This window comes from Nostocoides jenkinsii Ben 74, assembly GCF_001046875.1.
Taxonomy (GTDB): Bacteria; Actinomycetota; Actinomycetes; order Actinomycetales; family Dermatophilaceae; genus Nostocoides_A; species Nostocoides_A jenkinsii.
Genome location: NZ_HF571038.1, coordinates 1,590,937 through 1,614,287, shown reverse-complemented (window position 1 = coordinate 1,614,287; position 23,351 = coordinate 1,590,937). Strand labels below are relative to the sequence as shown.

The following is a 23,351-nucleotide window of genomic DNA, read 5'->3' as shown; positions in this document are numbered from 1 at the left end:
AGCCAGCGTTGTATCACCGAGCCCACACGCTCCTCTCCTACGCATGCATGCCTACGCGACGATGATCAGGGGATCCGCCGTGGACGCGGACAGCGCCAATTGGGCGGCGCAAGGAGCCTGCGTACAGCAGGACCCGGACATGCTGTTCGTGCGGGGGCGCGCGCAGCGAGAGGTCCGGATCCTCTGCCGCGAATGCCCGGTGCGGCTCGACTGCCTCGCCGATGCCCTCGACTCACGCACGGAGTTCGGCGTATGGGGAGGGATGACCGAGCGGGAGCGCCGCGCCTTGCTCTTGACTCACCCCGACATCGTCTCGTGGCGCGAGGAGATCAAGCGCCAACTCCAGCAGCAGCAGAATGAGGGCGGCCACTGAGGGCCGCACCGACCGCGCGAAGGCCGTCGAGATCGTGGATGTCGGTCGCTGCCGCCGGCACTTCGATCAGCGGAATCCCGGGATGGCCGGTGGTGAAGCGCGCGATATGCCCGCGGTGGGCGTCGGCGATCGTCGCCAAGTCGGCGTGCAGCCGCAGGAGCGCCGCGGTGGTGGCCCGCTCGGGCTCATCCGCGAGAGCTGCCGCGGCGTCCTCGGCGCGCCCGCGAGTCAGGCCCCCCTCGACTCCTTGAACCCGGTTGATGACCACGCCGGCGAGCGGCATCGACTCCACGGCCAGCCGTTCGACGAAGAAGGCGGCCTCGCGCAGGGCGTCGCGTTGCGGGGCGGCGACGACCAGGAAGGCCGTCTCCGGGTTCTGCAGCAGCGCATAGGTCTGATCGGCCCGCTGGCGGAAGCCGCCGAACATCGTGTCGAGCGCCGCGACGAAGGTCTGGGCGTCGCGCAGCAGATCTCCGCCCAGCAGCTTGGTCATGACCCCGACCGTCAGGGACATGCCGGCGGTCAATGCCTTCATATACGCCTTGCCGCCCGCCTTGGCTGGCGCCATCAGCAACCGGATGAACCGGCCGTCGAGGAAGGAGCCGAGCCGCTTGGGCGCGTCGAGGAAGTCCAGCGCGGAGCGGGACGGCGGGGTGTCGACCACGATGAGGTCCCACCGGTCGTCGGCGTCGCTCTGCTGGCGCAACTGGCCGAGCTTCTCCATCGCCATGTATTCCTGCGTCCCGGCGAACGAACTCGACACCGCCACATAGAACGGATTCGCCAGGATCTGCTCGGCCTTCTCCGGGGTTGCGTGCTGCTCGACGACCTCGTCGAACGTCCGCTTCATGTCGAGCATCATCGCGTCGAGCGAGCCACCGGCCGCCGGGTCGAAACCGACGACGGGGCGCGGGATGTTGTCGAGTTCGGTCAGGCCGAGCGACTGCGCGAGCCGCCGGGCCGGGTCGATGGTCAGCACCACGGCCCGCCGCCCGCTCTCGGCCGCGCGCAACGCAATCGCCGCCGCCGTCGTCGTCTTGCCGACGCCGCCGGCTCCACAACAGACGAGGATGCGTATGCCGCGATCCGCCAGCAGCGCGTCCACGTCGAGTTCGCGGGTGGTGCCGGCATCGCGGGTGGTCCCGCGGGTCTTTTGGGGTGCCATCACACCATCTCCTGCGTCGTGAGTTCGTCGGCGAGAACGCCGATGCCGCCGGCCTCGATGCCGCCGGAGAGGGCGGGCAGGTAAAACACCGCGCGGCCTTGGGCCTGGATGCGTTGATCCTGCTCAGCCTGGAGGTCGAGCCGGTCCACGTGATCGGAGGCCTCGCGCAGCAGGATCGCGGAGACCTTGTCCGGGTTCTTGATCCCGACGCTCTCCAGGTCGCCGGCGACGCGGTCCGCGAGTTCCGGGGCGGCGCCGCTAGCGATCGCGTCGAGATCGTCATCGCTCAGCACCGGATCGCGGACCTCGTTGACGACGATGCCGCCGACGTGCAGCCCACCGGCGGCGAGTTCCGCCATGGCGTCCAGGCACTCCTGGACCGGCATCTCTTCCAACAACGTCACCAGGTGCACCACCGTCGCTCGGCTCTGCAGCAGCGCGGTGATCGAGTCGGCCTGGTTGCGGATCGGCCCCATCCGGGCGAGTTGGGCGAGTTCGTCGTTGACGCCGAGGAAGCGCACGACGCGACCGGTGGGCGGGGCGTCGAGGACGACCGCGTCATACACCCGCTCCTTCGCGCGGCCCTGGGTGCGCCCGACGGCCTCGTAGACCTTCCCGATGAGCAGGACGTCCCGCAGGCCGGGCGCGATGGTCGTGGCGAAGTCGACGGCCCCGGCCTTTTGCAGCAGCGCGCCCGCGCGACCGAGTTTGTAGAACTTCTGGAGGTACTCCATCAGCGCGGCCTTCGGCTCGACCGACAAACCCCACAGGCTGCCGCCGGAGGGGTCGGCGAGGATCTGGACCTCCTCGTGACCGAGGGGGCTGATATCGAAGAGCTGGCTGATCCCTTGCCGGTCTTCGACTTCCACGAGCAGGACGCGGCGGCCTTGGCGGGCGAGGGCGAGGGCGAGGGCGGCGGCGACGGTCGTCTTGCCGGTCCCGCCTTTGCCGGTCACCACGTGCAGGCGGACGCCGTGGGAGGGAGAGGTCGATGGCACGGGATCACCCTACGAAGAAGGGTTGTCGGAACTCAGCGATAGGGTCCATGACCATGACCACATGGGAGTACCTCACCGCGCCGCTGATCGTGCACAACACTAAGGCGATCCTCGACAACTTCGGTGCCGATGGGTGGGAGCTCGTGCAGGTCGTCCAGGGGCCCGGTGGCGGCCTCGTGGCTTATTTCAAGCGTCCCAAGGAGTGAGCGCATGTCCGCTGTCGAAGATCGTCTGGCCGAGCTCGGTCTGAGCGTCCCGGAGGTCGCCAAGCCGGTCGCGGCCTATGTGCCCGCCCTTCAGCAGGGCAATCTCGTTTACACCTCCGGGCAGTTGCCGATGCGTGCCGGTTCCCTGGCGGCGACCGGCAAGGTCGGCACCGGCGAGGGGCAGGTCGACCCCGACACTGCCAAGGAGCTGGCCCAGACCTGTGCGCTCAACGCCATTGCCGCGGTCAAGGGCGTGGTCGGCGACCTCGACCGCGTCACCCAGGTCGTCAAGGTGGTCGGGTTCGTCGCAAGCGACCCCGCCTTCACGGGGCAGCCCGGGGTTATCAACGGTGCGAGCGAGCTGCTCGGCAAGGCCTTCGGCGACGCCGGCGTGCACGCTCGGTCCGCCGTGGGGGTGGCCGTCCTTCCCCTCGACGCGCCCGTCGAGGTTGAGATCGTCGTCGCGATCGACTGAGGCGTATGCCGCGGCGAGACTTCCCCATCCCGGTCACCGAGCAGGTGGGCGAGCGGTTCGCGCAGTGGTGCGCGGCCCCCGCGCCCGGTCCCGCGGCCCGGCTTGCCGCGACCGTGATGCTGGTTCGTGACGGCGACCGCGGGGTCGAGGTGTTTATGCAGCGCCGGGTGGCGTCGATGGCATTCGCGCCGCGGCGGCACGTCTTCCCCGGCGGCGGGGTGGATGCCGGCGATCGCGACCCCCTGCCGGCCACGGGTCCGAGCGCGGCGGAGTGGGCCGAGCGCCTGGGCCTGCCGGTGGCGGACGCGGGCGCGGTGGTGGCCGCGGCCATACGAGAAGTGTTCGAGGAGGCGGGGGTCCTGCTGGCGCAGCCGACGGCTGACCACCTCGGGCCGGAGTGGCGGCAGACCGCTCGACGGCGGCTGCTGGCGCGAGAGGTGAGCCTGGGGTCCCTGCTGACGGAAGCCGGAATGGTGGCCGACGCCGGCGCCCTGACCTTCGCGGCGCACTGGATCACGCCCGAGATCGAGCCGCGCCGCTACGACACGTTCTTCTTTGCGGCGCTGGTCCCGCCCGGTCAGGCGGCGGACGCGGAGACCAGCGAGGCCGATCACGCCGAGTGGGTCGTCCCCGCGGAGGTCTTGGCTGGCGAGCCCGCCGGCCTCATGCCGCCGACGATCGCGTGCCTGGAGGAGCTGGCCCAACTCGCCACAGCCGCCGAGGCGGCGAGCTATTGGGGGCACGTGCCGATCATCCAGCCGGTTCCTGTCCGGCACGGCTCCGGCTGGGCCATGCGCGCGGAGTGGTCGTGACCTCACCAGGTCAAACCCGAGCCCCGGAGCCGTCGGCCGCGGTCGGTGCGTGGCGCGGCGGGGCGATCAGTCCCCGTGCCGCCTGCGTCCTGGCGCCCAACCCGGGTCCGATGACGCTCGACGGCACCAATACCTGGGTCCTAGCCGAACCCGGCGGGGGCGAAGCAATCGTCATCGACCCCGGCCCCGACGACCCCGGGCATCTCGCCGCGATTCGTGCGCAGGCGCAGGCGATGGATGCGGCGATCACCCGCATAGTCCTGACACACGGACACGCCGACCACGCCGAAGGCGCGCCCGCGCTCGCCACCCTGGTCGGGGCACCGATCCTCGCCGTCGGGCGGGGGCACGACGATCTCGGCGCCGGCGCGGTGGTGTCGGTCCGGGGCCTGGAGGTCCGGGTGGAGGCGACACCCGGGCATACGGCCGACTCGATCAGTCTCATCCTTGCCGCCGACAATGCCCTGCTGACCGGAGACACCGTGCTCGGCCGCGGCACGACGGTGGTGGCGCACCCCGATGGGGAGCTCTCGGCATACCTGGAGACGCTGGACCGCCTGCGGGCGTTGACCGGCAGCGGCGAGGTCGTGCGCATTTGGCCTGGTCACGGCCCGGTGATCCCCGATGCCGCGGCGATGGTGGCCTTCTATCGCGTCCACCGGCGCGAGCGGCTCGACCAGGTCCGAGCGGCGCTGGCTGACGGCGCCGTCGATGTCGAGGGGGTTCTCGAACGCGTCTACGCCGATGTGCCGACAGCCGTCTGGCCGGCGGCGCGGCTGAGCATCGCCGCCCAGTTGGTTTATCTGGGCGTGCCGGTCTGACTCAGCGGGCGCGGCGGCGCAGGCGCTCGAGGTCGATCAACAGGACCGCGCGGGCTTCCAGCCGGATCCAGCCGCGGGACGCGAAGTCGGCCAGGGCCTTGTTGACGGTCTCTCGGGAGGCGCCGACGAGCTGGGCCAGCTCCTCCTGAGTGAGGTCGTGGGCGACGAGGATGCCCTCCTCGACGGGCCGGCCGAAGCGGCCGGAGAGTTCGAGCAGTGCCTTGGCGACGCGGCCGGGCACGTCGGTGAACACCAGGTCGGCCAGGGACTCGTTGGTGCGCCGCAGCCGGCGGGCCAGCGCCGCGAGTAGGGTCAACGCGACGCGCGGGTTGCGCGCGAGATAGGTATGCATGGCCTCATTGGTCAGCCCGACGAGCTGCGTCTCGGCCACCGCCGTCGCCGTCGCCGTGCGCGGGCCCGGGTCGAACAGGCTGAGTTCACCGAACATTTCACCCGGGCCGAGGATGGCCAGGAGGTTCTCGCGGCCGTCGGAGCTGGTGCGGCCAAGCTTGACCTTGCCCTCGGTGATCACATAGAGGCGCTCGCCGGCCTCGCCTTCGTGGAAAAGGATGTCGCCGCGTTCGAGGCGCATCGGGGTCATGACCGCCAACAGATCATGGCTGGCCTGGTCGTCGAGCCCGGCAAAAAGGGGCGAGCGGCGAAGCACGTCGAGATCCACGGCCGTAGTCTGCCAGATGCGCTTACAGTGTCGAACGTGTCGACGGATTCCCCGCTTGCCCTGACTCGGCGCGCCCGCCGGATGTATCGCGTCCTCGCGGACTTCTACCCCTACGCCCACTGTGAGCTGGACTTCGACACCCCGCTGCAGCTTCTGGTCGCCACGATCCTGTCCGCGCAGACGACGGACGTGGGCGTCAACCAGGTCACCCCGGAGTTGTTCGCGCGCTATCCCGATGCGGCGTCGTATGCCGCGGCCGACCGCGCCGAGTTGGAGAACCTCATCCGGCCCACGGGCTTCTTCCGGGCCAAGACCGACTCCCTGATCAAGCTCGGTGCCGCCTTGGAGGAGCGCTACGGGGGCGAAGTGCCGCGGCGGCTCACCGATCTGGTTACTCTGCCTGGGGTCGGCCGGAAGACGGCGAATGTCGTGTTGGGCAACGCTTTCGGCGTGCCGGGCATCACCGTGGACACGCACTTCGGTCGGCTCGTGCGCCGGTTCGGGTGGACGCAGGAATCCGACCCGGTCGCCGTCGAGCACGCGATCGGGGCGCTCTTCCCCAAGCGCGACTGGACGATGTTGTCGCACGTCCTGATCTTCCACGGCCGACGGATCTGCCACGCCCGCAAGCCCGCGTGCGGCGCCTGCCCGGTCGCGGGACTGTGCCCCTCGGTCGGCATCGGTGAACTCGACCCGGAGCGGGCGAAGCGGTTGCTTCGCTTCGAATTGGCACCGCTGCCGCCCGCGCCCGCGGCCGGCCCCGCTCGCCGCGTCGGTGGAGGCACCGTGACGCCGGACGAATCGGCGCCCGACTGGGTGCGCGGCCTGCCAGCGCGCGTGGCGGAAATCTCACCGGACTACTTCACCCGGTTCGCCCCACCCCCCGGTGTCACGAAGCGCGCGGCGGTCCTCATGCTCTTCGGCCCCGGGCCGGACGGCCCCGACCTGCTATTGACCGAGCGGGGCCCACACCTGCGGGCGCATGCCGGTCAGGTCTCCTTCCCGGGCGGCCGGATCGACCCCGAGGACACCGGCCCGGTCGCGGCCGCGCTGCGCGAGACCCACGAGGAGGTGGGCATCGACCCGTCCTGGGTCGAGGTGCTCGGCGAGTTCCCGCCGCTCTATCTGGGGCCGAGCTCCAACGCGGTGACACCGGTCCTCGGGTGGTGGAGTGGGCGGCATACGCCCGAGGTCACCAGCGACTTCGAGGTCGCCCGGGTGGTGCGGGTGCCAGTGACGGACCTGGTCGACCCGGCCAACCGCTTCACAGTCACGACCCCGGTGGGTTACACCGGGCCAGGTTTCGACGTGGCGGACCTGTTCGTTTGGGGATTCACGGCCGGGCTGATCGAGTCCATGCTCGACCTGGGCGGCGTCGCGCGGGCGTGGGACCGGGGCGTCCAGCGCCCCCTGCCGGACGACATGTTGACGGTTGCCCTGCGGTCTCGCCGCTGAGGTCCCCCCGAAGCTGGCGCTGGGCTCAGCGCAACCAGTCGACGAGCGCCCCGGCGAGTTCGGGCCCCGCCTCCTCCGGGACGAAGTGCCCCGCCTCGGGCAGGATCTCGACCCGCAGCGGGCCCTGGGCTTCGCGGGTGACCCGGAGCGCGTCGTCGATCCCGACGATCGGGTCGCGGGCGCCGTGGGCGACGAAAACCCGGCACGTCAGCGCCCGCCGGTGGGCGATCTGCCGGAGCTCACGGCTGCTCGGTCGGAGCCGCTCGAAGGCTTCGTCGGTCGCGTGCGCGACAAAGGGCTGCGCCAAGGCATCCGTATGCCGCGCCACCACCTCCTCGGTCAGCCACCCTCTATCTCCTCCCGAGCCCGCGCGGAGGACCGCCGCGACGTCGGCGGCGTCCACCGACCCCGTCGCGGTGGCCGAGGCCACCGTGAGCGCGCGTCGGTAGCGGCGCCCGGCGGGGCGGGGGAGGAGCGCACCATACGCACTGATGGTCGGGGGCGCGGGCACCGAGACGAGACCGACGGCGCGCACGACAGCCGGGGCAAAGACCGGCAGGTGCCGCACGGTCCAGGCACCGAGGCCGTGGCCGATCACGGTGGCTTGGTCCTCACCGAGGCTACGGATCAGGCCGGCGAGGTCGGCGGCGGCGGAGGTGAGGTCGTAGCCCGTGGGCGGCTTGTCGGAGGCGCCGAAGCCGCGCACGTCAACGGCGATCGCCCGAAAGCCGGCGCCGGCGAGGGCCGGGATCACCCCGCGCCAACTCCACCAGAAACCGGGAAAACCGTGGACGAGCAGGACCGCCGGCCCGTCCCCCGCCTCGACGAGGTGGAAGCGCGCCCCATTGGCCGCGACGAAGCGGTGCTCCCACGGTCCGGGGAGGAGGAGGGCATCGCCCGGGGTCATTGCCGATCCCCGATCGGGCCGCGCTCAATCCGGCCGGGCTCAGGCGGCGGACTTGACCGCGGCGACGGTCTTCTGGGCCTCGGTGATGGCCTTCTCCGGCTTGGGCTTCGCGGCGGAGATGGCCTTCTTGCCCAGCAGCGCAAGGACGCCCGCGACCAGGAAAAGCAGCAGGGTCACAATGCCGAACGACAGCGAGCGCGGCAGCCAGATATCGAGCACGAGCCCGAGCGTCAGGAACAGGAAGATCAGCCCGAGGAGGCCGACGAAGGCCGCACCGGCGAACATGCCGGCACCCTTCCCGGCGACCTTGACGCCACTGGTGACCTCGGCCTTGGCCAAAGCGATGTGGTCGTTGACGAGCGCGGTGATGTCGCGCGACGCGTCGGCGACGAGCTGGCCGACCGTGCGCTCATCCTGGACAGGGGAGCTAGCCACGGGCACACCTTAGCCGGTCAGGGGGATGGGACGATCTGGTAGGCGTCGGGAACACCATCGTTATCGCTGTCGTCGTGCTCCCGCGCATGGATGCGCCGATAGTGGGCGTTGCGGACGCGCAGGATGGCCGCGGCGAGGGCCGCCGCCAGCACCGAGGCGACCAAGACCGCCGCCTTGACGTGGTCGTCGCGGTCGCTGCCGGACCCGAAGGCCAACTCCCCGACCAGCAGGGACACGGTGAACCCGATGCCGGTCAGGGCGGCCAGCCCGATGATGTCCAGCCACGTGAGGTCGTCGTCGAGTTCGGCGCGGGTGAAGCGAGCCAACAGCCAGGTGCCCCCGGCGACACCGAGCAGCTTGCCCAACACGAGCGCGACGATGATGCCGATGGCGACGGGATCGCGCATCGCCTCCCCGAAACCGCCGCCCACGACGGTGACACCGGCGGCGAAGAAGGCGAAAACGGGCACGGCAACACCGGCCGACAGCGGCCGCAGCCGATGCTCCAGCCGATGCGCCACATCGGTGTCGGGGGAGTGCTTGCTCAGCGCGGGCACCGACTCGCGCGGCTTGACCGGGACCACGAGACCGAGGGCCACGCCGGCGACGGTGGCGTGGACTCCGGAGGCGTGGACCAACGCCCAGGTGAGGGCGGCGAGGGGAAGGAGCAGCGCGGCATACGTCATCCGGCGTTGGGTCAATGCCGCGAACGCCGCGAGCGGGAGGAGCGCCCACAGGAGCGGGGCGACCTGGAGATCGCGCGTATAGAACAGCGCGATGATTGTGATGGCGATGACGTCGTCAACGACGGCCAGCGTGAGCAGGAAGGAGCGCAGCGCGTCCGGGAGGAAGGAGCCGAGAACCGCGAGCACGGCGAGCGCGAAGGCGATATCCGTCGCCGTCGGGATGGCCCAACCGTGCATGGCGCTCGCGTCGCCGCCTGCCAACTTCACCGCGCCGAGGAAGACCAGGGCGGGCACGACAACGCCGCAGACCGCGGCGACCACGGGCACGGCCGCCTTCGCGGGATCGCGGAGGTCGCCGACGAGGAGTTCGCGTTTCAGCTCCAAGCCCGCGACGAAGAAGAAGATCGCGAGGAGGCCGTCGGCCGCCCAGTGGCCGAGGCTGAGCTTCAAGTGGCCCCAGTCGACGCCGACTTTGACGTCGCGCAGGGTGGCATAGCCATCGCTCCACGGGCTGTTGGCCCAGAGCAGCGCCAAGAGGGCGGCGCCGAGCAGAAGCGCCCCGCCGACGGTCTCGGTGCGCAGGGCGGCCCGGACGGTGGACGCCTCGGGCCAGGAGGGGCGGGAGAGCAGGATCTTGCGCAGGATTGGGGTGTTCATCGCGCCTTCGCGAGGGTCGGGAGGGGGACAACGCCGACCAGACTTCCCGGCACACCAGGAACGATTTTACCGGAACTATCCCGTATGGGCGTGCGCGCCCAGCAGGCGGTGGGCGGCCTCGTCGTCGACGGAGTCGAAGAACTCGCCCACGACATCCTCAAGCTGATCGAGATTGTCGGCGGCGAAGAGCACCGACTGATAGGTGGTGATGTCGTAGGGGATCGTCGCCATCTGCTCCAGGTCGAGCGGGCGAATCTCCATGTGCGAGAAGGCGTCCATCTCGCCATACGAGGAAAGGATGCCGGCGCCGTAGGCCTTGAGGATGCCGGCCTCCCACATCACGCCGAACTCCATGCTGAACCAGAACACGTCCGCGACCACCTTGACCGCGGCATCGGACTCCAGCCGCTGGGTTGCCTTCCCGGCCGCCTCAGTCAGTCGGGCGAAGCGGGGCGAGGCCAGTTGGTTCGCGTGGCCGATGACCTCGTGGATGATGTCGGGCTCGGGGGTGTAGAGCGGCTGGCTGGGGTGGCGCAGGTACTGGGTCGAGTGGAAGATCCGGTCACCCAGCGAGCCGTAGAAGTCGCGCAGCCCGACCAGGCCGGGAGCGCAGACATACGACCACCCGGTGAGGGCGTGTAGCGACTCGGTGACCTCGCCCAGTTGGGGAACGCGATCGGTGGGCAGACCCAGGGCCGCCTTGCCGCGGAGGTACTCGCTGTGGGCGTAGCGCTGGTGCTTGGGCGCAAGTTCGTCGCTCGCGACCGCCCACACCTCGTCCTCGGCGGGCGTGTAAGTGATCAGTGGCACGGGGGTGCCCGGCTCCCATGCGAGCGCGGCGGCGGCGATCTCGCCGCGGCGGGCTCGGTAGGCGGGGTCGTTCAGCCCGGGGTGTCCGGCGCCAAGGTGGACCTCGACGCGCCCATCGGCATCGGTCGTCACCGGGGAATAGAGCTGAGCTTCCTCGAACATGGTCCACCTCCTGCGGCGGCACGCCAGTGTGCGCCCCTTTTGATCAGGAAAACACGATTCCGTCGCGGCTGGCTAGGGTGCCCGATGTCGATGGGCAGAGCGACGAAAATACGCCGGTGTATGCCGAGGGGACTGGACACTTTGTCCAGTCCCCTCAGATCCGTGCTGGGTGTCGCGTGGACCGGGGTCAGTCGCCGAGGCCCTGCTTGATGGCATTCATGACCGTGGTGTCGGCCAGCGTCGTCACATCGCCGACCTCGCGGCCCTCGGCCACGTCTTTGAGCAGGCGGCGCATGATCTTGCCGGAGCGGGTCTTCGGCAATTCCGAGACGATCATGATCGTGCGTGGCTTGGCGATCGGGCCGATCTCCTTGGCGACGTGGTTGCGCAACTCCTTGACGAGGTCGACACCCTCGCCGACCTCGTCGGCCTCCTCGATGTGCTCCTGGCGGAGGATGACGAACGCGACGACCGCCTGGCCGGTGGTCTCGTCGCTGGCCCCGACGACCGCCGCTTCGGCGACCTTGGGGTGGCTGACCAGGGCCGACTCGATCTCGGCGGTGGAGAGGCGGTGGCCGGAGACGTTCATGACGTCATCGACCCGGCCGAGCAGCCAGATGTTGCCGTCGGCGTCGTACTTCGCGCCGTCGCCGGCGAAGTAGTACTTCTCGCCGAACCGACTCCAGTAGGTCTGCTTGTAGCGCTCCGGGTCGCCCCAGATGCCGCGCAGCATCGCCGGCCACGGCTTAGTGAGGACGAGGTAACCGACCTTCTCGGCCTCGGTGAACGGCATACCCTCGTCGTCGAGAATCTCGGCGCTGATGCCGGGGATGGGTCGCTGGGCCGAGCCGGGCTCCAGCGTGGTCACCCCGGGCAGCGGCGAGATCATGATCGCCCCGGTCTCGGTCTGCCACCAGGTGTCGACGATCGGGCAGCGGTCGCCGCCGATGTACTTGCGGTACCACAGCCACGCCTCGGGGTTGATCGGCTCGCCGACCGAGCCGAGCAGGCGCAGCGACGAGATGTCGAACTTCGCCGGGATGTCGTGGCCCCACTTCATGAACGTGCGCACAGCCGTCGGTGCGGTGTAGAGGATCGTCACCTTGTACTTCTCGATGATTTCCCACCACCGGCCCTGGTGCGGGGTGTCCGGGGTGCCCTCATACATGACCTGGGTCGCGCCCAGGGCCAGCGGGCCGTAGACGATATAGGAGTGGCCGGTGACCCAGCCGATGTCGGCGGTGCACCAGTAGACGTCGGTCTCCGGATGCACATCGTGCACAACGGAATTCGTGTAGGCACATTGCGTCAGGTAGCCGCCGGTCGTGTGGAAGATGCCCTTCGGCTTCCCGGTCGTCCCGGAGGTGTAGAGGATGAACAGCGGGTGCTCGCTGTCGTGCGGCTGGGCCTCGTGCGTCTCGCTCGCCGCGTTCATCAGGTCCGACCACCACAGGTCGCGGCCCTCGGTCCAGGGGGTGTCCTGGCCGGTCCGCTTGATGACCACGACCTTCTTGACCGTCGTCTCGGCGTGGTCGAGGGCGGCATCCACGGCGGGCTTGAGGGCGCTGGGGGCGCCGCGGCGATAGCCGCCGTCGGCGGTGATGACGACCTTGCAGGAGGCGTCGTTAATGCGGGTGTTGAGCGCCTCGGCAGAGAAGCCGCCGAAGACGACAGAGTGCGGGGCGCCGAGGCGCGCACAGGCGAGCATCGCGACGGCTGCCTCGGGAATCATCGGCAGATAGATGGCGACCGTGTCGCCCTTGCCGACCCCGAGAGACTCCAGCGCATTGGCGGCCTTGGACACCTCGCGCTGCAGATCGGCATACGTGATGGTGCGGGTATCACCGGGCTCGCCCTCGAAATGGATGGCGACCCGGTCGCCATTGCCGGCCTCGACGTGCCGGTCGACGCAGTTGTAGGCCGCGTTGAGCTCGCCTCCGACGAACCACTTGGCGAAGGGCGCCTCCGACCAGTCGAGGGTCTGCGTGAAGTCGGTGGACCAGGTCACATAGCGCCGAGCCTGCTCGGCCCAGAAGCCCTCGTGATCGGCGGCCGCCGCGTCATACATCTGCGCAGTGCCATTGGCCTGCGCGCTGAACGCAGGATCCGCAGGGAAGGTCGGGTGGCTGGCCGACAGGCTTTCTTCGGACACGGTGGCTCCTCCTCGAGACGGTGTGTTCCTCCCACCTTGGCAGGCCGGTATGGCGCGCTACAACCGGGGCCGCTTATCGCTCGGCGGGCGGGGGGCTCTCGGCGCCCAACGGTTCTTGACGGGCCAGTCGACAATGGAGGATGGCCATCACGCACACCGACCCACGCCCGCCGCGGGCTGCCATCGCCGTCGCCGGACCCGGCCACGAGATCGATCGCGTCGCCCGGGAGGCCGATGCGCTCGGGATCGGGCGCGTGGTGGTGGCCGAAACGGCATACGACCCGTTCGTGCAACTGGCCCACGCCGCCGCGACGGCGCCGCGGATCGAGTTGGCGACGGGGGTCGCCATCGCCTTCGCCCGGACCCCCATGACCTTGGCGTATGCCGCGTGGTCGCTCCAGGAGGCCAGCGGCGGCCGCGCGGTGGTCGGGTTGGGATCGCAGATCCAGCCGCACATCGAGCGGCGCTTTGGGATGCCGTGGGGTCGCCCTGCCGCCCGCATGCGCGACTTCATCCTGGCAACGCGGGCGATCTTCGCGGCGTGGCAAGAGGGTGGCCGGTTGGCGTATCGGGGTGAGTTCTACGAGCACCGGCTGATGACGCCGATGTTTGCGCCCGCCCCGCTGACCGGCGGCCCGCCGCCGCTGCTTCTCGCGGGTGTCGGGCCGCGGATGTGCGCCGTCGCGGGGGAGGTGGCCGACGGGCTCGTCGCGCACCCGTTCGGGACACCGGAGTTCCTGCGGGAGCAGGTGCTGCCGGGGGTGCGGGCGGCGCGGGCGACGTCGGAGGCCGCCGGGGAGGCGTGGACGCAGCGGCCGTTCGAGGTGGACGCGGGGGTGCTCATCGCGACCGGTGAGACGCCCGCCGAGATCGCGGCGGCGACGACGGCGCTACGGGAGCGGATCGCCTTTTATGCCTCCACCCCCGCCTACGTGGGAGTGCTCGCCCGGCACGGCCACACGGCCATACAGCCGGAATTGCACTCCCTGTCGATGCGGGGGAAGTGGGCCGAGATGGGGCGGCTCATCGATGACGACCTGCTGCACGCCGTCGGGGTCGTCGGCGATCCGAGCAGCGTGGCCGCCGAGGTGATGCGGCGGTATGGCTCCATCGCCGACCGCGTCACGCTTTTCGACTCGGCACCCGTCGTGAGTTCTGCGGCGCTGCGGGCGGTCGCGGAAATTGGGGGCGGCGGCGCGGCGTGACCTACCCTTAGTCGGTGCAAGAACGTGATAGTCGGCTGTTTCTGGCCCAGATGGCCGGCGCCGATCCTGAGCGCCTGCGCACCACGCCCGAGGACATCAAGGTTTATACCCTGCTCGGGTCGACGGTTTTCATCTCCTCGGGGATGGCCGTGGTCGGCATGTTCGTCACGCTCTATTTCGCCTTTGCCTATGGAACCGAGGCGTCCTTCTTCAAGCTCGTCCTGATCGGCCTGCTGGCGCTCGCCTACGGCATGGTGATCCTGGTCATCGACCGGATGCTGGTGTCGCTGCCGCTGCGCTCGATCGAGTTCGTGCCCGGCCCGGACGGGCAGCCCACGCGCGTCAAGAACGGGTCGCTGCTGCGGATGGGCTTCGCGCTCTTCCCCCGGTTCCTGCTGGCGCTGACCATCGGCTTGTTGGTGGCCGAGCCGCTGCTGCTCTTGGCGTTCCGCGAGGAGGTCGACGCGCGGGTGGGGCGCATCGCGACCGCCGCGGCGCGCGAGGCGCAGGCCGCCGACGCCGTCCGCTATCAAGACCTCATCGACGGCGCCAGCGTCAAGACGCCCGAGCAGCAGCAGTTGGAGAGCCTGATCGCGCAGCGGACCGCCAATCTGGCGCAGATCGGGTCCCTGAACGAGAAGGCCAGCAGCGAGGAAGCCCTCGCTCGCGCCGAGGCCTCGGGCAGCAATGGTGACACCTTCGGCGAAGACCTGTCCGGCCTGCAGGGCTGCGGCCCGCGTTGTGAGGGTCACAAGTTCCAGGCGGAAAAGGCCCGGGCGGAAGCCAAGACCCTGGAGACCACCAACACCCAGCTCAGTGAGCAGATCACCCTGCTGACCACGCAGGTGGGGACGGCCGAGGGGGACCGGGTCACGGCATACAACAAGGCTTTGGAGGACCTGAAGAAGGCCCAGAACGAGTCCGGGAATCTCAACTCCTATGGTCAGGGCATCCTGATCCGCATCCAGGCGCTGGAGCAGTTGGCGAGCAGCGACTATCCGTTCGGCGGCGACCCGGCCAAACCGGCCGGTGGTGCAGCCGGCGCCGAGCGCGACGCCCGATGCCACGCCGAGTGCGAGTTCGACGGCCAGCCCGAGCGGGACGGCGACGTCCACCGGCACGGGCAGCCCCAGCGACGCAGCCAGCCCCAGTGACTCAGCGAGCCCGAGCGAGAGCGCGAGCGGTGGGTCGACGGCGGCGCCGGTGGTGCCGACGACGCCCGCGGCGACGGCGGTGGACTCCGCGGTCGAGGCGGACGCGCTCAAGGCGCACCGCTGGCTGGGCTTGACCCCGTTGGCGGCGGCGATCATGATCACCCGCCTCTTCCTGATCGCGCTGGACTGTATGCCGATCCTCGGCAAGGCCCTCGTCTCCCTCCGCAAGCGGCGTCCGTATGAGACGGCCGTGGCGCGCGCTGAGCACAACCGCGTGCTGGAGCAACTCGTCTCGGTGGACCAGGCCGAAGCCGAATCCGACCTCCTGCGCTCCTCGATGCGCGAGTCGCGGCGAGCGGCCTTCGACTCCGCCGGTGGGGCGTGGGTGGCCGGGCCGTGGGGCGACAGTTTCGTCGGTCCCGACGGATCGCTGACGCTGCCGGACGGCGCGCGCGCCGGCGTGAACGGCCTCTCGGTCCAGCGGGCCACGGACGGCTCGTGGGCGGTTGGCTCGCGCGATGACGGATCGACCCCGCGTCCGCCGGTTCGCCGCCCGGCCCGCACCGCGCCCGACCACGCCACATCGGCGTCGATGTCGACGTCGGAGGAAAGTGCGCCGCGCCCGGCCCGCCCCGAGCACGGGTCGGACGAGGTGTATGACGTCGACGCGCCGCTGGGCCCTAGCGACCCGACGCGCCCGATCCGCACGTCATGAGGCCGACGCCGCCGCCCGCGGACGACTTGAGCTCGGGCCCGGTGCACCTCGACGGCGCCCAGCCGGCGCTGGAAATTCCCACCCCGGACGGCCCGGCGACGATCTGGGTACGCGCCCCGCGGGCCACCTTCGGAGCCGAGGCGGACCCGGACTTCGGCCGCCTGGAGAACCTGCTCGGCGTCCCGCGGCCGTGGATCGGTGATCTCAAGAATGACCCGGTCAGTGGCCTTGCACTCAGCCGTGCTCAGCGCCGACGGGAGCCGCGCGCCCTGCCGGCGATCCAGGAGGTCCCGGTCCAAGTCCGCGGGCTGACGGTGACCACCCCCGGCGGTCGGCCGCTCGTCGAGGATGTGTCGTTCGACGTCGCCCCCGGCGCGATCCTCGCCATCGCCGGCCCCGCCCAACGCCCGACGGGTGCGCTGGTCAGCGCCCTCGCCGGAGTCGCGCCCTTCTCCGGCCGGATCTCGTATGGCGCGACCCACCTCACCGAGGACTCCGCGCCCCTGATTCGGGGCGCCCTGGGCATCGTCCCGCGCGACAACCTGCTCACCGGACCGTTGCCGCTGCGGCGGGCACTCGCCCATACGGCTGCCTTGCGCCAGCCGGCGGCGCCGCGCGCGGATCGCCGGGCGGCGGTGGACGAGGTCGCGCAGGGTCTCGGGCTCACCGCCCACCTGGACACGCCGCTGGCGGACCTCGGGCCGGCCGCCGCGAAACGCGCGGCGATCGCGATGGAGGTGCTGGCCCGGGCCAGCGTGCTCATCCTCGACGAGCCCACCGCTGGGCTGGACCCGGAGGACGAGGCGGAACTGCTGCGGATGCTGCAGGCTCTCGCCCAGGTCGGTCGGCGCACCATCATCCTGACGACGCACTCGCCAATGGCGATGAGCGTCGCCGACGCGGTGCTGCTGCTTGACGTCACGCGGGCGGGCAGCGGGCGGTTGGCCTATCTCGGTCCCGCGGCCGAGGCCGCCCATCACTTCGGGGCGGATCGGGAGTGGGACTTCGCCCAGGTGTATGCGGAGTTGGCCGATCCGGCCGCCGATTGGTCGACGCAGGTGCGCCCGGCGCTGGCGCCCTTCGATCCGGACGCGGGCGCGGCGATCACGGCCTCCCGGCGTAGCTGGCCCGCGCTGGTCCCCGCCGTGCGGCGGTTGGCGCTGCGACGACTGGAGGAGTTCTGGTGGCGCGGCGAGGCCTATCTCGCCCTGCTCGCGCCGGGGGCGGTACTGGTCATGTTGGCGTTGTTGGTATTGGGCTGGGGCAACCTCGACCCGACCTATGTGGGTGCCAATACGCAGACCCCGCGCCTGTTGCTCGGCTTTATGACGCTGGCCATCGTCCTGCCGCCGCTGGTTACGGCGGCGCGAGACATCGTCCGGGAACGGCGAGCCGTGGTCCGGGACGTGACCGTGGGACTGTCGCCCGCGGCATACATCCTGGGGCGGTATGCCGCGCTCCTCGCCGCCGGGTTCGTGCCCGCCCTGCTGCCGCTGGTCCTGCTGATCGGGCAGGGGAGCATCGGGTCCGTCACCGTCGCGGGCCTGGTGGCGCTGGGTGGGGCGGCGGCGGCCACGGCCATCGGGCTGACGATCAGCGCGCTCGGGCGGCGGGAACCCCGGGTCTTGTGGGGCGTCGCCGCGGTCCTCGTCGCGCAGATCTTGTTGTGTGGCGCTTTCGTTGCGATCGAGGACTCGGCGATCCAGCCGTTCGCGGCGATGACGCCGGGCTACTGGGTGTTCCGCGGCCTGGCCAGCAGCCAGGACCTGGCCGGTGTGGACGCCGCCTGCCGGGCGGGGGAGGAGTTCTGCTCCCCGCACTGGGCGGCGGCGGCCGGGGTCGGCGGGCCGGTCCTCGCGTTGGCAGTGATGGCGCTGGTTGCGCTTGTCGCTGCGACGTTATGGGTCCGGCAGGCCGCCCGCGAAGAGCGCCGCTGAGGCGTCAGCGCCAGCTGTGCGCGACGTCGACGACGACCTTCGAGTTCGTGCCGTCATAGAGCGTGTGCACGGTGAAGGGCAGGCGCGCCCGGACACCGACTCCCATCTCGCTGTAGCCCTCCCACGAACCGAGCCAGCGCACCTGGCGGAAAGTGGTGAAGCCGGTGACATTGACCGCTTCGGCCCTGTTCGGCGGCAGGTAGACGATGTCGCCGTTCTGGTCGTAGGACGGCGCGTGCAAGGTGATCTTGATCTTGGCGCCGCCGCGCAGGGGATAGACCGTGCCGGAGCCGTCCTGGATCAGCTTGTCGACATACTCGACCCGGTATCCGGGGGCCTTGCCGCGGACGTCGAACACGAGGCGGTCGTAGCACGCGTGGCGGCCGGCCCGAACATTCGTGAGCGGGCCGACAACCATCGTGGAGTTGGTCTTGGGCAGCGACCCCCACGTCTTGGTGCAGGTGGCGGCGGCTGCGGCCGACGCAGCCGCGGGGCCGGCGCTGGCCGAACTGGTCGGGGCGGCGGCGAATCCGGCTCCGGCGACGAGGGCGGTTGCGCCCAGGGCGGCGAGGCGACGGGTGATGCTCATGACTTCCTCCTGGCAGTTGTGCCTGCTGACATCTACTAGACGCGCGGGCGCAGCCTGGGGTTGACGTGAGCCGCCCGCCCCTCGCCGATCACCGCGTCATTTCGAAGGGCAAACAGAGGGCTTCGTGTCCGGGTTCGGCCAGATCAGGGTCCAGCACTCCAGTTGCGTCCCTGGATTCACTGCGTGCGCCGAGGGGGCTGCGACGGCCGTGAAGCTGGCGGCGACGACGACGGACAGAAGGATGCGGCGCATGGTTGGAACCTTTCGATGGCACTGTCGGGGGCGGTGCCTGGAGTGACGTCGATAACCTTCACAAGCGGGCGGCACGTCTGCCAAGAGCATTGCTGTGGCACATTGGTGCCGTGACCGAGTTGGGCCAGGAAGGCACCGAATCCCCACGCGTACTTGAGGAGTTCGGCATCGCGCCCGAGCACGAGCGGGTCTACCGGGAGGCGTTGCGCCGAGGTCCGATTGCGGTGTCGGCGCTTGCGTCCGGCACCGGGCTGCCCCGCACCGAGGTCGACATCGCCCTCGCCGAACTGCACATCCTCGGCATTGTCGGTCGTCGCGACGCCGGCCTCGGCATACACAAATGTCTGTCGGGACACCACGGGCATCGACTGCATCCGATCCACCGGCTACCTGGGGGCGTCCACCTGGGGCCACCCGGTAGACGCGAGTGGCAACAACTGCACCAACTACGCCGCGCTCCGGGCGGCGGAGAATGGTGCCTCGAATCCCGGCAACCTCGGCAATGCGCGCGATTGGGACAACAAGGCCGCGGGCTACGGCATCCGGGTCGACACGACCCCCGTCGTGGGCGCCATTGCCCAGTGGGAGGCCAACAGTGGCTACGCGGGCTCCTACGGTCACGTCGCCTACGTCGAGTCGTGACCAGCACGTCCATCCGAGTCTCGGAGTCGAATTGGCAGGGTGGATCGGCCATTCGCGAAATCCCGCGCTCAGACTCCGCCTTCCCGGACCACTTCATCCACCTCCGCGACGTCGCGCCGTCGAGATGCGGCGATTTCACTCTGGGACACCGTCGTTAGGCTTCGGATATGACCGATCACGCAGTGCCGAATCTGCCGTCTCGCGATTTCGACGACACGGTCGCGTTCTATGGGGAGTTCGGTTTCGAGCGGGAGTATCGCGATGAGGGTTGGCTGATTCTTCGCCGTGGCGAGCTTCGGTTGGAGTTCTTCCTCTTCCCAGGCCTCGTGCCGGAGGAGAGCTCTTTCATGTGCAGCGTCCGAGTCGATGACCTCGATGGGCTGTATCGGCAGATCAACGAGGCAGGCGTCCTCGAAAAGACTACCGGGCGCCCGCGGCTGCACCCTGTGCAGTTGCAGCCCTGGGGTCAACGCGCGGGATTCCTCGTCGATCCTGATGGGACGCAGCTGAACCTGATCGAGAACGCCGCTTAGTTCAGGTCGTCGGTAGGGGCGGACCACCCGATGGGAGGTCACACGAACCGACCTTTGGTATGGGTGGATTCGAGCCTCGGGGCGGATGTGTCAGCAGCCGGCTGCAGCCACGCTGGTAGGACCAACGATCTCCTGACCGGAAGGAACGACCCTCGATGATCACCCCAGGACGGGACGGCACCACGTTGCACCCCGCGCAGGTTCCGGTCCAGACCAAGCTCGCCGCAGCCTGGACGAGCTTCATGTTCTTCTACGTCTACGTCGACCTCCTCGGCCTGTACAAGCCGGGCGTCGTCGAGGACATCCTCAAGGGCAAGGTCTTCACCTTCGACATCAGCCAGACCTTCGCGGTCACGGCGCTCGCGCTCACTGCAGTCCCGGTGCTGATGATCCTGCTCTCGACGGCACTGCCGATTCGAGCCAACCGCGTCACGAACCTCGTCGTCGCCATCCTGCTCGTCCCCTACATGGCCTTCAACGTCTTCGGCGGGGAGTGGCTGGTCTACTACGGTCTCGGTCTCGCGCTCGAGATGGTCATCCTCGGGTTCATCCTGCGCACCGCTTGGACCTGGTCGGCGACTACCCCGGCAGCGTCGGTGAACAGCTACTCACAGCTACAGCACAGTTGACCAGCATCGATGCCGATCGCTCGGCAGGTGTGCGCCCTGCCGAGCCCGCCCCTACGATGAAGCCGTGATCGCCGCCTGGCGCGAGCCACGACCCGCAGGCTCCCCGCCGGTGGGTCGTCACGACTGGCTTCTCGTCGGCGGACTCGAGGCCGTCGCCCTGGTCGAGGGCCTTGCCCGGCCGGATCTGCCCGGCCAGCCGTACGTCACCGCGCTCGCGATGACATACATGCCTGTTCTGCTCTGGCGTCGGCGCCACCCCCTGATCACCTGCCTCGTTGGCTTCGGGATCGCCGGGGCGCTCGCCGTCCTCCAGATCGTCACCCGAAGCGAGGCCCTCGGCCTTGCCTCGATGATGGCGATCCTCATCCCGCTCTACGCATTGGCCCGCTGGGGCTCTGGACGGGAGGTCGTCGCCGGGGTCACCTGCGTCCTCGCGGTCGCGGGGCTGGGTCTCTATGCCTCCGCCGCAACGCTCGCCACCGTCATGGGCTCCATAGTCTTCCTGCTGCTCTTCGTCACCGTGGGGACGGTCGTCCGCTATCGCGCCGACCTGTGGCAGCGACAAGAGCGCGAGATCCGCAACGCGGAGCGTCTGACCCTGGCGCGCGAGCTGCACGATACTGTCGCCCACCACGTCTCGGCGATCGCTGTGCAGGCGCAGGCCGCCCGTGTCGTCGCACAGACCCAACCGCACCGGGCGGCGGAGATCCTCGGCGCGATCGAGGCTGAAGCCTCCAATACCCTCACCCAAATGCGGAACATGGTGCGGATCCTTCGCGAGGACGAAGAGGGCGCAGACACAGCGAAGCTAGGCGTTGCCGACCTGTCGGCTCTATCCCGCCCGGACGCCAACCCGGCTGTCGAAGTCTCCGTCGCGGTAGAGCTGACCCACCTGCCGCGCTCCGTCGACACCGCCGTCTACCGGCTCGCGCAGGAGGCATTGACCAATGCCGTCAGGCACGCCTCGGGCGCCACTCACGTTGCGATCGAGGTATCCCGGGTCGGCAGCGACGTCAGGCTGCGAGTCGTTGACGACGGGCTGTGCCCGCCCGGGATGCGGGCACGGCCCGGGTTTGGGCTGATCGGCATGACCGAGCGCGCCCAGCTTCTCGGCGGATCGCTGACCGCGTGCCCCGGCCCTGACGGCGGATGGGTCGTCGAGGCCGTCATCCCGGCAGGGAGCCGCGGATGAGCATCCGCGTGATCGTCGCCGACGACCAGGACCTCGTCCGGGCCGGGCTGGTCATGATCCTGGGCGCGCATCCCGGGATCGAATGCGTCGGGGAGGCCGCCGACGGCCCCACGACACTCGAGCTTGCAACCCGGCTGCGCCCCGACGTCCTCCTCGTTGACATCCGGATGCCCGGAATCGACGGTGTCGAGGTGACCCGACGCCTGGCCGGACCGGACGTCGCTGACCCGATGGCGGTCGTCGTCATCACGACCTTCGACCTTGACGAGTACGTCCTTGGGGCGCTGCGCGCCGGGGCGCGCGGATTCCTCCTCAAAGACGCCGGACCGGACCTGCTCGCCCAAGCCATCCACGCCGCAGCCAAAGGCGACGCGCTCATTGCCCCGAACGTCACCCGCAGGCTCCTGGAGCAGTTCGTCGCGAACGCGCCCGCGACCGTCGACCAACCGGTCCATCCGCTCACCGATCGAGAGGAGGAGGTACTCGTGCTCGTCGCTCGCGGTCGAACCAACACCGAGATCGCCGCCGAGCTGTTCATCGGCCTGAGCACAGTCAAGAGCCACGTCGCCTCTCTCATGGCCAAGCTCAACGTTCGCAACCGGGTTGAGATCGCCATGTGGGCGCATCACACCAAACGCGTGTGAGGATGGCTCCCTCCCGCCCCTATGTGCGTAGTGGTGTCCAGCCGACTGGCAGCGCGCCGCTGATCTGCGCGCGCTCCTCATCCGCCTGCCTCGACCACCCCTGAGCGGCCGGGGTTGAGCCGTCTCCGACCGCGCCCGAGACGATACGGAATCCGACGTCGTCCAGTCGCGCGCTCGGCATGCTGCCGCGCCTCACCGAGGCGCGGACGCTCCAATGCTTGTCGGCCCACCCACCTCCGCGGAGCACGCGGTAGTCGGCATAGCGGGCCGGATCGGCGTAATCCCAGCACCACTCCCACACATTCCCCAGCATGTCGAAGAGGCCGAACGCATTCGGCTGCTTCGTCCCCACGGCCTGCGCACCCCGCTGTCGACCCGGGTGCTGCGCAACTCGCTGCCAGCGAGCAATGGCTGGGACCGGGAAAAGTCCGCCCCGATTGCCGGTGATTTCAATGGGGATGGTCGCGCCGACCTAGCCATCCTCCACGGTGCCGGCGGCACGGACGTCAACGTCTGGATGCTCAACGGCTCGATCACGTCTCCGTTGAGCGGGACGCCTCGGCTCGCTCAGGTCCTGCCCAGCGGTGCTGGCTGGAATCTCGTTTCCGAGAAGGTCAGCGCCGGGGACTACAACGGTGACGGGGCGGCTGACCTCGCGATCTTGCACGCCGCCGGCGCGACCGGGATGTACCTCTGGAAGATCAATGGCGCCAAGACGACGACGAGCTTGTCGGCCGCGCCGGTGAAGGGGGCTACGTCGGCGGGCACCGCCGGTTGGGTGTTCGGCTCGACACAGCCGGTCTCGGGCGATGTCAACGGGGACGGCGCGGCTGACCTCACGCTGCTGCATGCCGCACCGGACGCCGGCGTCAACCTCTGGGGCGTATGGGGAGCCAAGAGCAGCGCGGCCCTCACCGGCTCGCCCGGCCTGATCAAGTCCCTTCCCGCCACCAGCGGCTGGCGCTACGCCTACGCCAAGGGCGTGTGACCGGCGGCCAACGAACGGCGGTGGCGGGGGCTGCATGGATCCCCCGCCACCGCTTCACTGCCGTCCCCGCCCCACCCC

General features: G+C 69.8%; 25 protein-coding genes and 2 pseudogenes. 17 read left to right on the top strand and 10 right to left on the bottom strand.

Annotation, left to right across the window (positions count from 1 at the left end; translation table 11 throughout):
* Positions 1–43 precede the first annotated feature (43 nt).
* Positions 44–373 carry a WhiB family transcriptional regulator gene (locus BN13_RS07500; RefSeq protein WP_048545706.1) on the top strand — a complete coding sequence of 110 codons (330 nt, stop codon included), beginning with the start codon at positions 44–46 and terminating at the stop codon, positions 371–373.
* Here the strand turns inward: BN13_RS07500 and BN13_RS07495 are convergent.
* Together BN13_RS07495 and BN13_RS07490 are read right to left on the bottom strand one after the other, a co-directional pair.
* Entirely contained in the window at positions 330–1,538 is a 1,209-nt protein-coding gene (locus BN13_RS07495) for an ArsA family ATPase (RefSeq protein WP_048545703.1), read from the bottom strand. The genes BN13_RS07500 and BN13_RS07495 overlap by 44 nt on opposite strands.
* Positions 1,538–2,536 carry an ArsA-related P-loop ATPase gene (locus tag BN13_RS07490; RefSeq protein ID WP_048545700.1) on the bottom strand — a complete coding sequence of 333 codons (999 nt, stop codon included), beginning with the start codon at positions 2,534–2,536 and terminating at the stop codon, positions 1,538–1,540. Before BN13_RS07490 ends, BN13_RS07495 begins: the two co-directional genes overlap by 1 nt.
* Positions 2,537–2,589: 53 nt before the next feature.
* Here BN13_RS07490 and BN13_RS19955 point away from each other — a divergent pair, with 53 nt between their 5' ends.
* From BN13_RS19955 to BN13_RS07475, 4 genes are read left to right on the top strand one after another with little or no spacing between them, the layout of a single operon-like run.
* Entirely contained in the window at positions 2,590–2,742 is a 153-nt protein-coding gene (locus tag BN13_RS19955) for a hypothetical protein (RefSeq protein WP_201329061.1), read from the top strand.
* 4 nt (positions 2,743–2,746) lie between these two features.
* A complete protein-coding gene (locus tag BN13_RS07485) occupies positions 2,747–3,217 on the top strand; it encodes a RidA family protein (protein WP_048545699.1) in 471 nt (156 codons plus the stop codon).
* Positions 3,218–3,222: 5 nt separating this feature from the next.
* Positions 3,223–4,029 carry an NUDIX hydrolase gene (locus BN13_RS07480; RefSeq protein WP_053079749.1) on the top strand — a complete coding sequence of 269 codons (807 nt, stop codon included), beginning with the start codon at positions 3,223–3,225 and terminating at the stop codon, positions 4,027–4,029.
* A complete protein-coding gene (locus tag BN13_RS07475) occupies positions 4,026–4,850 on the top strand; it encodes an MBL fold metallo-hydrolase (protein ID WP_235433969.1) in 825 nt (274 codons plus the stop codon). Before BN13_RS07480 ends, BN13_RS07475 begins: the two co-directional genes overlap by 4 nt.
* A gap of 1 nt (position 4,851) precedes the next feature.
* On the opposite strand, the gene BN13_RS07470 is transcribed toward BN13_RS07475, so the two are convergent.
* Entirely contained in the window at positions 4,852–5,529 is a 678-nt protein-coding gene (locus BN13_RS07470; protein WP_048545697.1) for a Crp/Fnr family transcriptional regulator, read from the bottom strand.
* A gap of 81 nt (positions 5,530–5,610) precedes the next feature.
* Here BN13_RS07470 and nth point away from each other — a divergent pair.
* Together nth and BN13_RS20200 are read left to right on the top strand one after the other, a co-directional pair.
* A pseudogene (nth, locus tag BN13_RS20205) lies at positions 5,611–6,264 on the top strand (endonuclease III); the annotation flags it as partial.
* A 177-nt stretch (positions 6,265–6,441) separates the two neighbouring features.
* Entirely contained in the window at positions 6,442–6,984 is a 543-nt protein-coding gene (locus BN13_RS20200) for an NUDIX hydrolase (protein ID WP_235434138.1), read from the top strand.
* 25 nt (positions 6,985–7,009) lie between these two features.
* Here the strand turns inward: BN13_RS20200 and BN13_RS18300 are convergent, their stop codons facing one another.
* The 5 genes from BN13_RS18300 to acs all read right to left on the bottom strand — a co-directional run bounded on the left by BN13_RS18300 (position 7,010) and on the right by acs (position 12,793).
* On the bottom strand, positions 7,010–7,891 hold the full coding sequence (locus tag BN13_RS18300) for an alpha/beta fold hydrolase (RefSeq protein ID WP_053079748.1): 882 nt from the start codon (positions 7,889–7,891) through the stop codon (positions 7,010–7,012).
* A gap of 39 nt (positions 7,892–7,930) precedes the next feature.
* Complete coding sequence (locus tag BN13_RS07455) at positions 7,931–8,326, bottom strand: phage holin family protein (protein ID WP_235433968.1); 396 nt, start codon at positions 8,324–8,326, stop codon at positions 7,931–7,933.
* A 17-nt stretch (positions 8,327–8,343) separates the two neighbouring features.
* Positions 8,344–9,669 (bottom strand): Na+/H+ antiporter NhaA, encoded by a 1,326-nt coding sequence (gene nhaA, locus BN13_RS07450; protein WP_048545693.1) that lies wholly within the window; start codon positions 9,667–9,669, stop codon positions 8,344–8,346.
* A gap of 75 nt (positions 9,670–9,744) precedes the next feature.
* Entirely contained in the window at positions 9,745–10,641 is an 897-nt protein-coding gene (locus tag BN13_RS07445; protein ID WP_048545692.1) for a phenylalanine 4-monooxygenase, read from the bottom strand.
* A gap of 187 nt (positions 10,642–10,828) precedes the next feature.
* On the bottom strand, positions 10,829–12,793 hold the full coding sequence (gene acs, locus BN13_RS07440) for an acetate--CoA ligase (protein WP_048545691.1): 1,965 nt from the start codon (positions 12,791–12,793) through the stop codon (positions 10,829–10,831).
* Between the two features lie 140 nt (positions 12,794–12,933).
* On the opposite strand from acs, the gene BN13_RS07435 reads away from it, so the two are divergent.
* Genes BN13_RS07435 through BN13_RS07420 form a run of 4 tightly spaced genes read left to right on the top strand, consistent with a single transcriptional unit; the run spans position 12,934 to position 17,804 of the window.
* Positions 12,934–13,998 (top strand): TIGR03617 family F420-dependent LLM class oxidoreductase, encoded by a 1,065-nt coding sequence (locus BN13_RS07435; RefSeq protein ID WP_084733627.1) that lies wholly within the window; start codon positions 12,934–12,936, stop codon positions 13,996–13,998.
* A gap of 14 nt (positions 13,999–14,012) precedes the next feature.
* Positions 14,013–15,152, top strand: a complete 1,140-nt coding sequence (locus BN13_RS07430) for a DUF4407 domain-containing protein (protein ID WP_157038495.1) — start codon at positions 14,013–14,015, stop codon at positions 15,150–15,152.
* 52 nt (positions 15,153–15,204) lie between these two features.
* Complete coding sequence (locus BN13_RS07425) at positions 15,205–15,867, top strand: hypothetical protein (protein ID WP_157038494.1); 663 nt, start codon at positions 15,205–15,207, stop codon at positions 15,865–15,867.
* A complete protein-coding gene (locus BN13_RS07420; RefSeq protein ID WP_084733626.1) occupies positions 15,864–17,804 on the top strand; it encodes an ABC transporter permease in 1,941 nt (646 codons plus the stop codon). The genes BN13_RS07425 and BN13_RS07420 overlap by 4 nt, the downstream gene beginning before the upstream one ends.
* Positions 17,805–17,808: 4 nt before the next feature.
* Here the strand turns inward: BN13_RS07420 and BN13_RS07415 are convergent, their stop codons facing one another.
* On the bottom strand, positions 17,809–18,393 hold the full coding sequence (locus tag BN13_RS07415; RefSeq protein ID WP_084733625.1) for an AMIN-like domain-containing (lipo)protein: 585 nt from the start codon (positions 18,391–18,393) through the stop codon (positions 17,809–17,811).
* A 555-nt stretch (positions 18,394–18,948) separates the two neighbouring features.
* Between BN13_RS07415 and BN13_RS07405 the strand changes: the two genes are divergently transcribed.
* The 5 genes from BN13_RS07405 (at position 18,949) to BN13_RS07385 (ending at position 22,285) form a co-directional block, all read left to right on the top strand.
* Positions 18,949–19,287, top strand: coding sequence for a CHAP domain-containing protein (locus BN13_RS07405; protein ID WP_048545676.1), 339 nt, complete (start codon positions 18,949–18,951; stop codon positions 19,285–19,287).
* Positions 19,288–19,454: 167 nt separating this feature from the next.
* Positions 19,455–19,820 (top strand): bleomycin resistance protein, encoded by a 366-nt coding sequence (locus tag BN13_RS07400; RefSeq protein ID WP_048545674.1) that lies wholly within the window; start codon positions 19,455–19,457, stop codon positions 19,818–19,820.
* 155 nt (positions 19,821–19,975) lie between these two features.
* A complete protein-coding gene (locus tag BN13_RS07395; protein WP_048545672.1) occupies positions 19,976–20,449 on the top strand; it encodes a DUF6326 family protein in 474 nt (157 codons plus the stop codon).
* A gap of 64 nt (positions 20,450–20,513) precedes the next feature.
* Positions 20,514–21,641: a sensor histidine kinase gene (locus BN13_RS07390; protein ID WP_048545670.1), complete on the top strand. Its 1,128-nt coding sequence runs from the start codon at positions 20,514–20,516 to the stop codon at positions 21,639–21,641.
* Positions 21,638–22,285: a response regulator gene (locus BN13_RS07385; RefSeq protein ID WP_048545669.1), complete on the top strand. Its 648-nt coding sequence runs from the start codon at positions 21,638–21,640 to the stop codon at positions 22,283–22,285. Before BN13_RS07390 ends, BN13_RS07385 begins: the two co-directional genes overlap by 4 nt.
* 19 nt (positions 22,286–22,304) lie before the next feature.
* Here the strand turns inward: BN13_RS07385 and BN13_RS07380 are convergent.
* Positions 22,305–22,652, bottom strand: a pseudogene (locus BN13_RS07380) (formylglycine-generating enzyme family protein); the annotation flags it as partial.
* Between the two features lie 12 nt (positions 22,653–22,664).
* On the opposite strand from BN13_RS07380, the gene BN13_RS07375 reads away from it, so the two are divergent.
* Positions 22,665–23,273, top strand: coding sequence for an FG-GAP repeat domain-containing protein (locus BN13_RS07375; RefSeq protein ID WP_048545667.1), 609 nt, complete (start codon positions 22,665–22,667; stop codon positions 23,271–23,273).
* Positions 23,274–23,351 lie beyond the last annotated feature (78 nt).

Excerpts from the sequence above, each read along its gene's own strand:
- BN13_RS07500 (WP_048545706.1), top strand. The coding sequence starts at position 44 with ATGCATGCCTACGCGACGATGATCAGGGGATCCGCCGTGGACGCGGAC.
- BN13_RS07495 (WP_048545703.1), bottom strand. The coding sequence starts at position 1,538 with ATGGCACCCCAAAAGACCCGCGGGACCACCCGCGATGCCGGCACCACC.
- BN13_RS19955 (WP_201329061.1), top strand. The coding sequence starts at position 2,590 with ATGACCACATGGGAGTACCTCACCGCGCCGCTGATCGTGCACAACACT.
- BN13_RS07485 (WP_048545699.1), top strand. The coding sequence starts at position 2,747 with ATGTCCGCTGTCGAAGATCGTCTGGCCGAGCTCGGTCTGAGCGTCCCG.
- BN13_RS07480 (WP_053079749.1), top strand. The coding sequence starts at position 3,223 with ATGCCGCGGCGAGACTTCCCCATCCCGGTCACCGAGCAGGTGGGCGAG.
- BN13_RS20200 (WP_235434138.1), top strand. The coding sequence starts at position 6,442 with ATGCTCTTCGGCCCCGGGCCGGACGGCCCCGACCTGCTATTGACCGAG.
- BN13_RS18300 (WP_053079748.1), bottom strand. The coding sequence starts at position 7,891 with ATGACCCCGGGCGATGCCCTCCTCCTCCCCGGACCGTGGGAGCACCGC.
- nhaA (WP_048545693.1), bottom strand. The coding sequence starts at position 9,669 with ATGAACACCCCAATCCTGCGCAAGATCCTGCTCTCCCGCCCCTCCTGG.
- BN13_RS07445 (WP_048545692.1), bottom strand. The coding sequence starts at position 10,641 with ATGTTCGAGGAAGCTCAGCTCTATTCCCCGGTGACGACCGATGCCGAT.
- BN13_RS07435 (WP_084733627.1), top strand. The coding sequence starts at position 12,934 with ATGGCCATCACGCACACCGACCCACGCCCGCCGCGGGCTGCCATCGCC.
- BN13_RS07420 (WP_084733626.1), top strand. The coding sequence starts at position 15,864 with ATGAGGCCGACGCCGCCGCCCGCGGACGACTTGAGCTCGGGCCCGGTG.
- BN13_RS07415 (WP_084733625.1), bottom strand. The coding sequence starts at position 18,393 with ATGAGCATCACCCGTCGCCTCGCCGCCCTGGGCGCAACCGCCCTCGTC.
- BN13_RS07400 (WP_048545674.1), top strand. The coding sequence starts at position 19,455 with ATGACCGATCACGCAGTGCCGAATCTGCCGTCTCGCGATTTCGACGAC.
- BN13_RS07395 (WP_048545672.1), top strand. The coding sequence starts at position 19,976 with ATGATCACCCCAGGACGGGACGGCACCACGTTGCACCCCGCGCAGGTT.
- BN13_RS07385 (WP_048545669.1), top strand. The coding sequence starts at position 21,638 with ATGAGCATCCGCGTGATCGTCGCCGACGACCAGGACCTCGTCCGGGCC.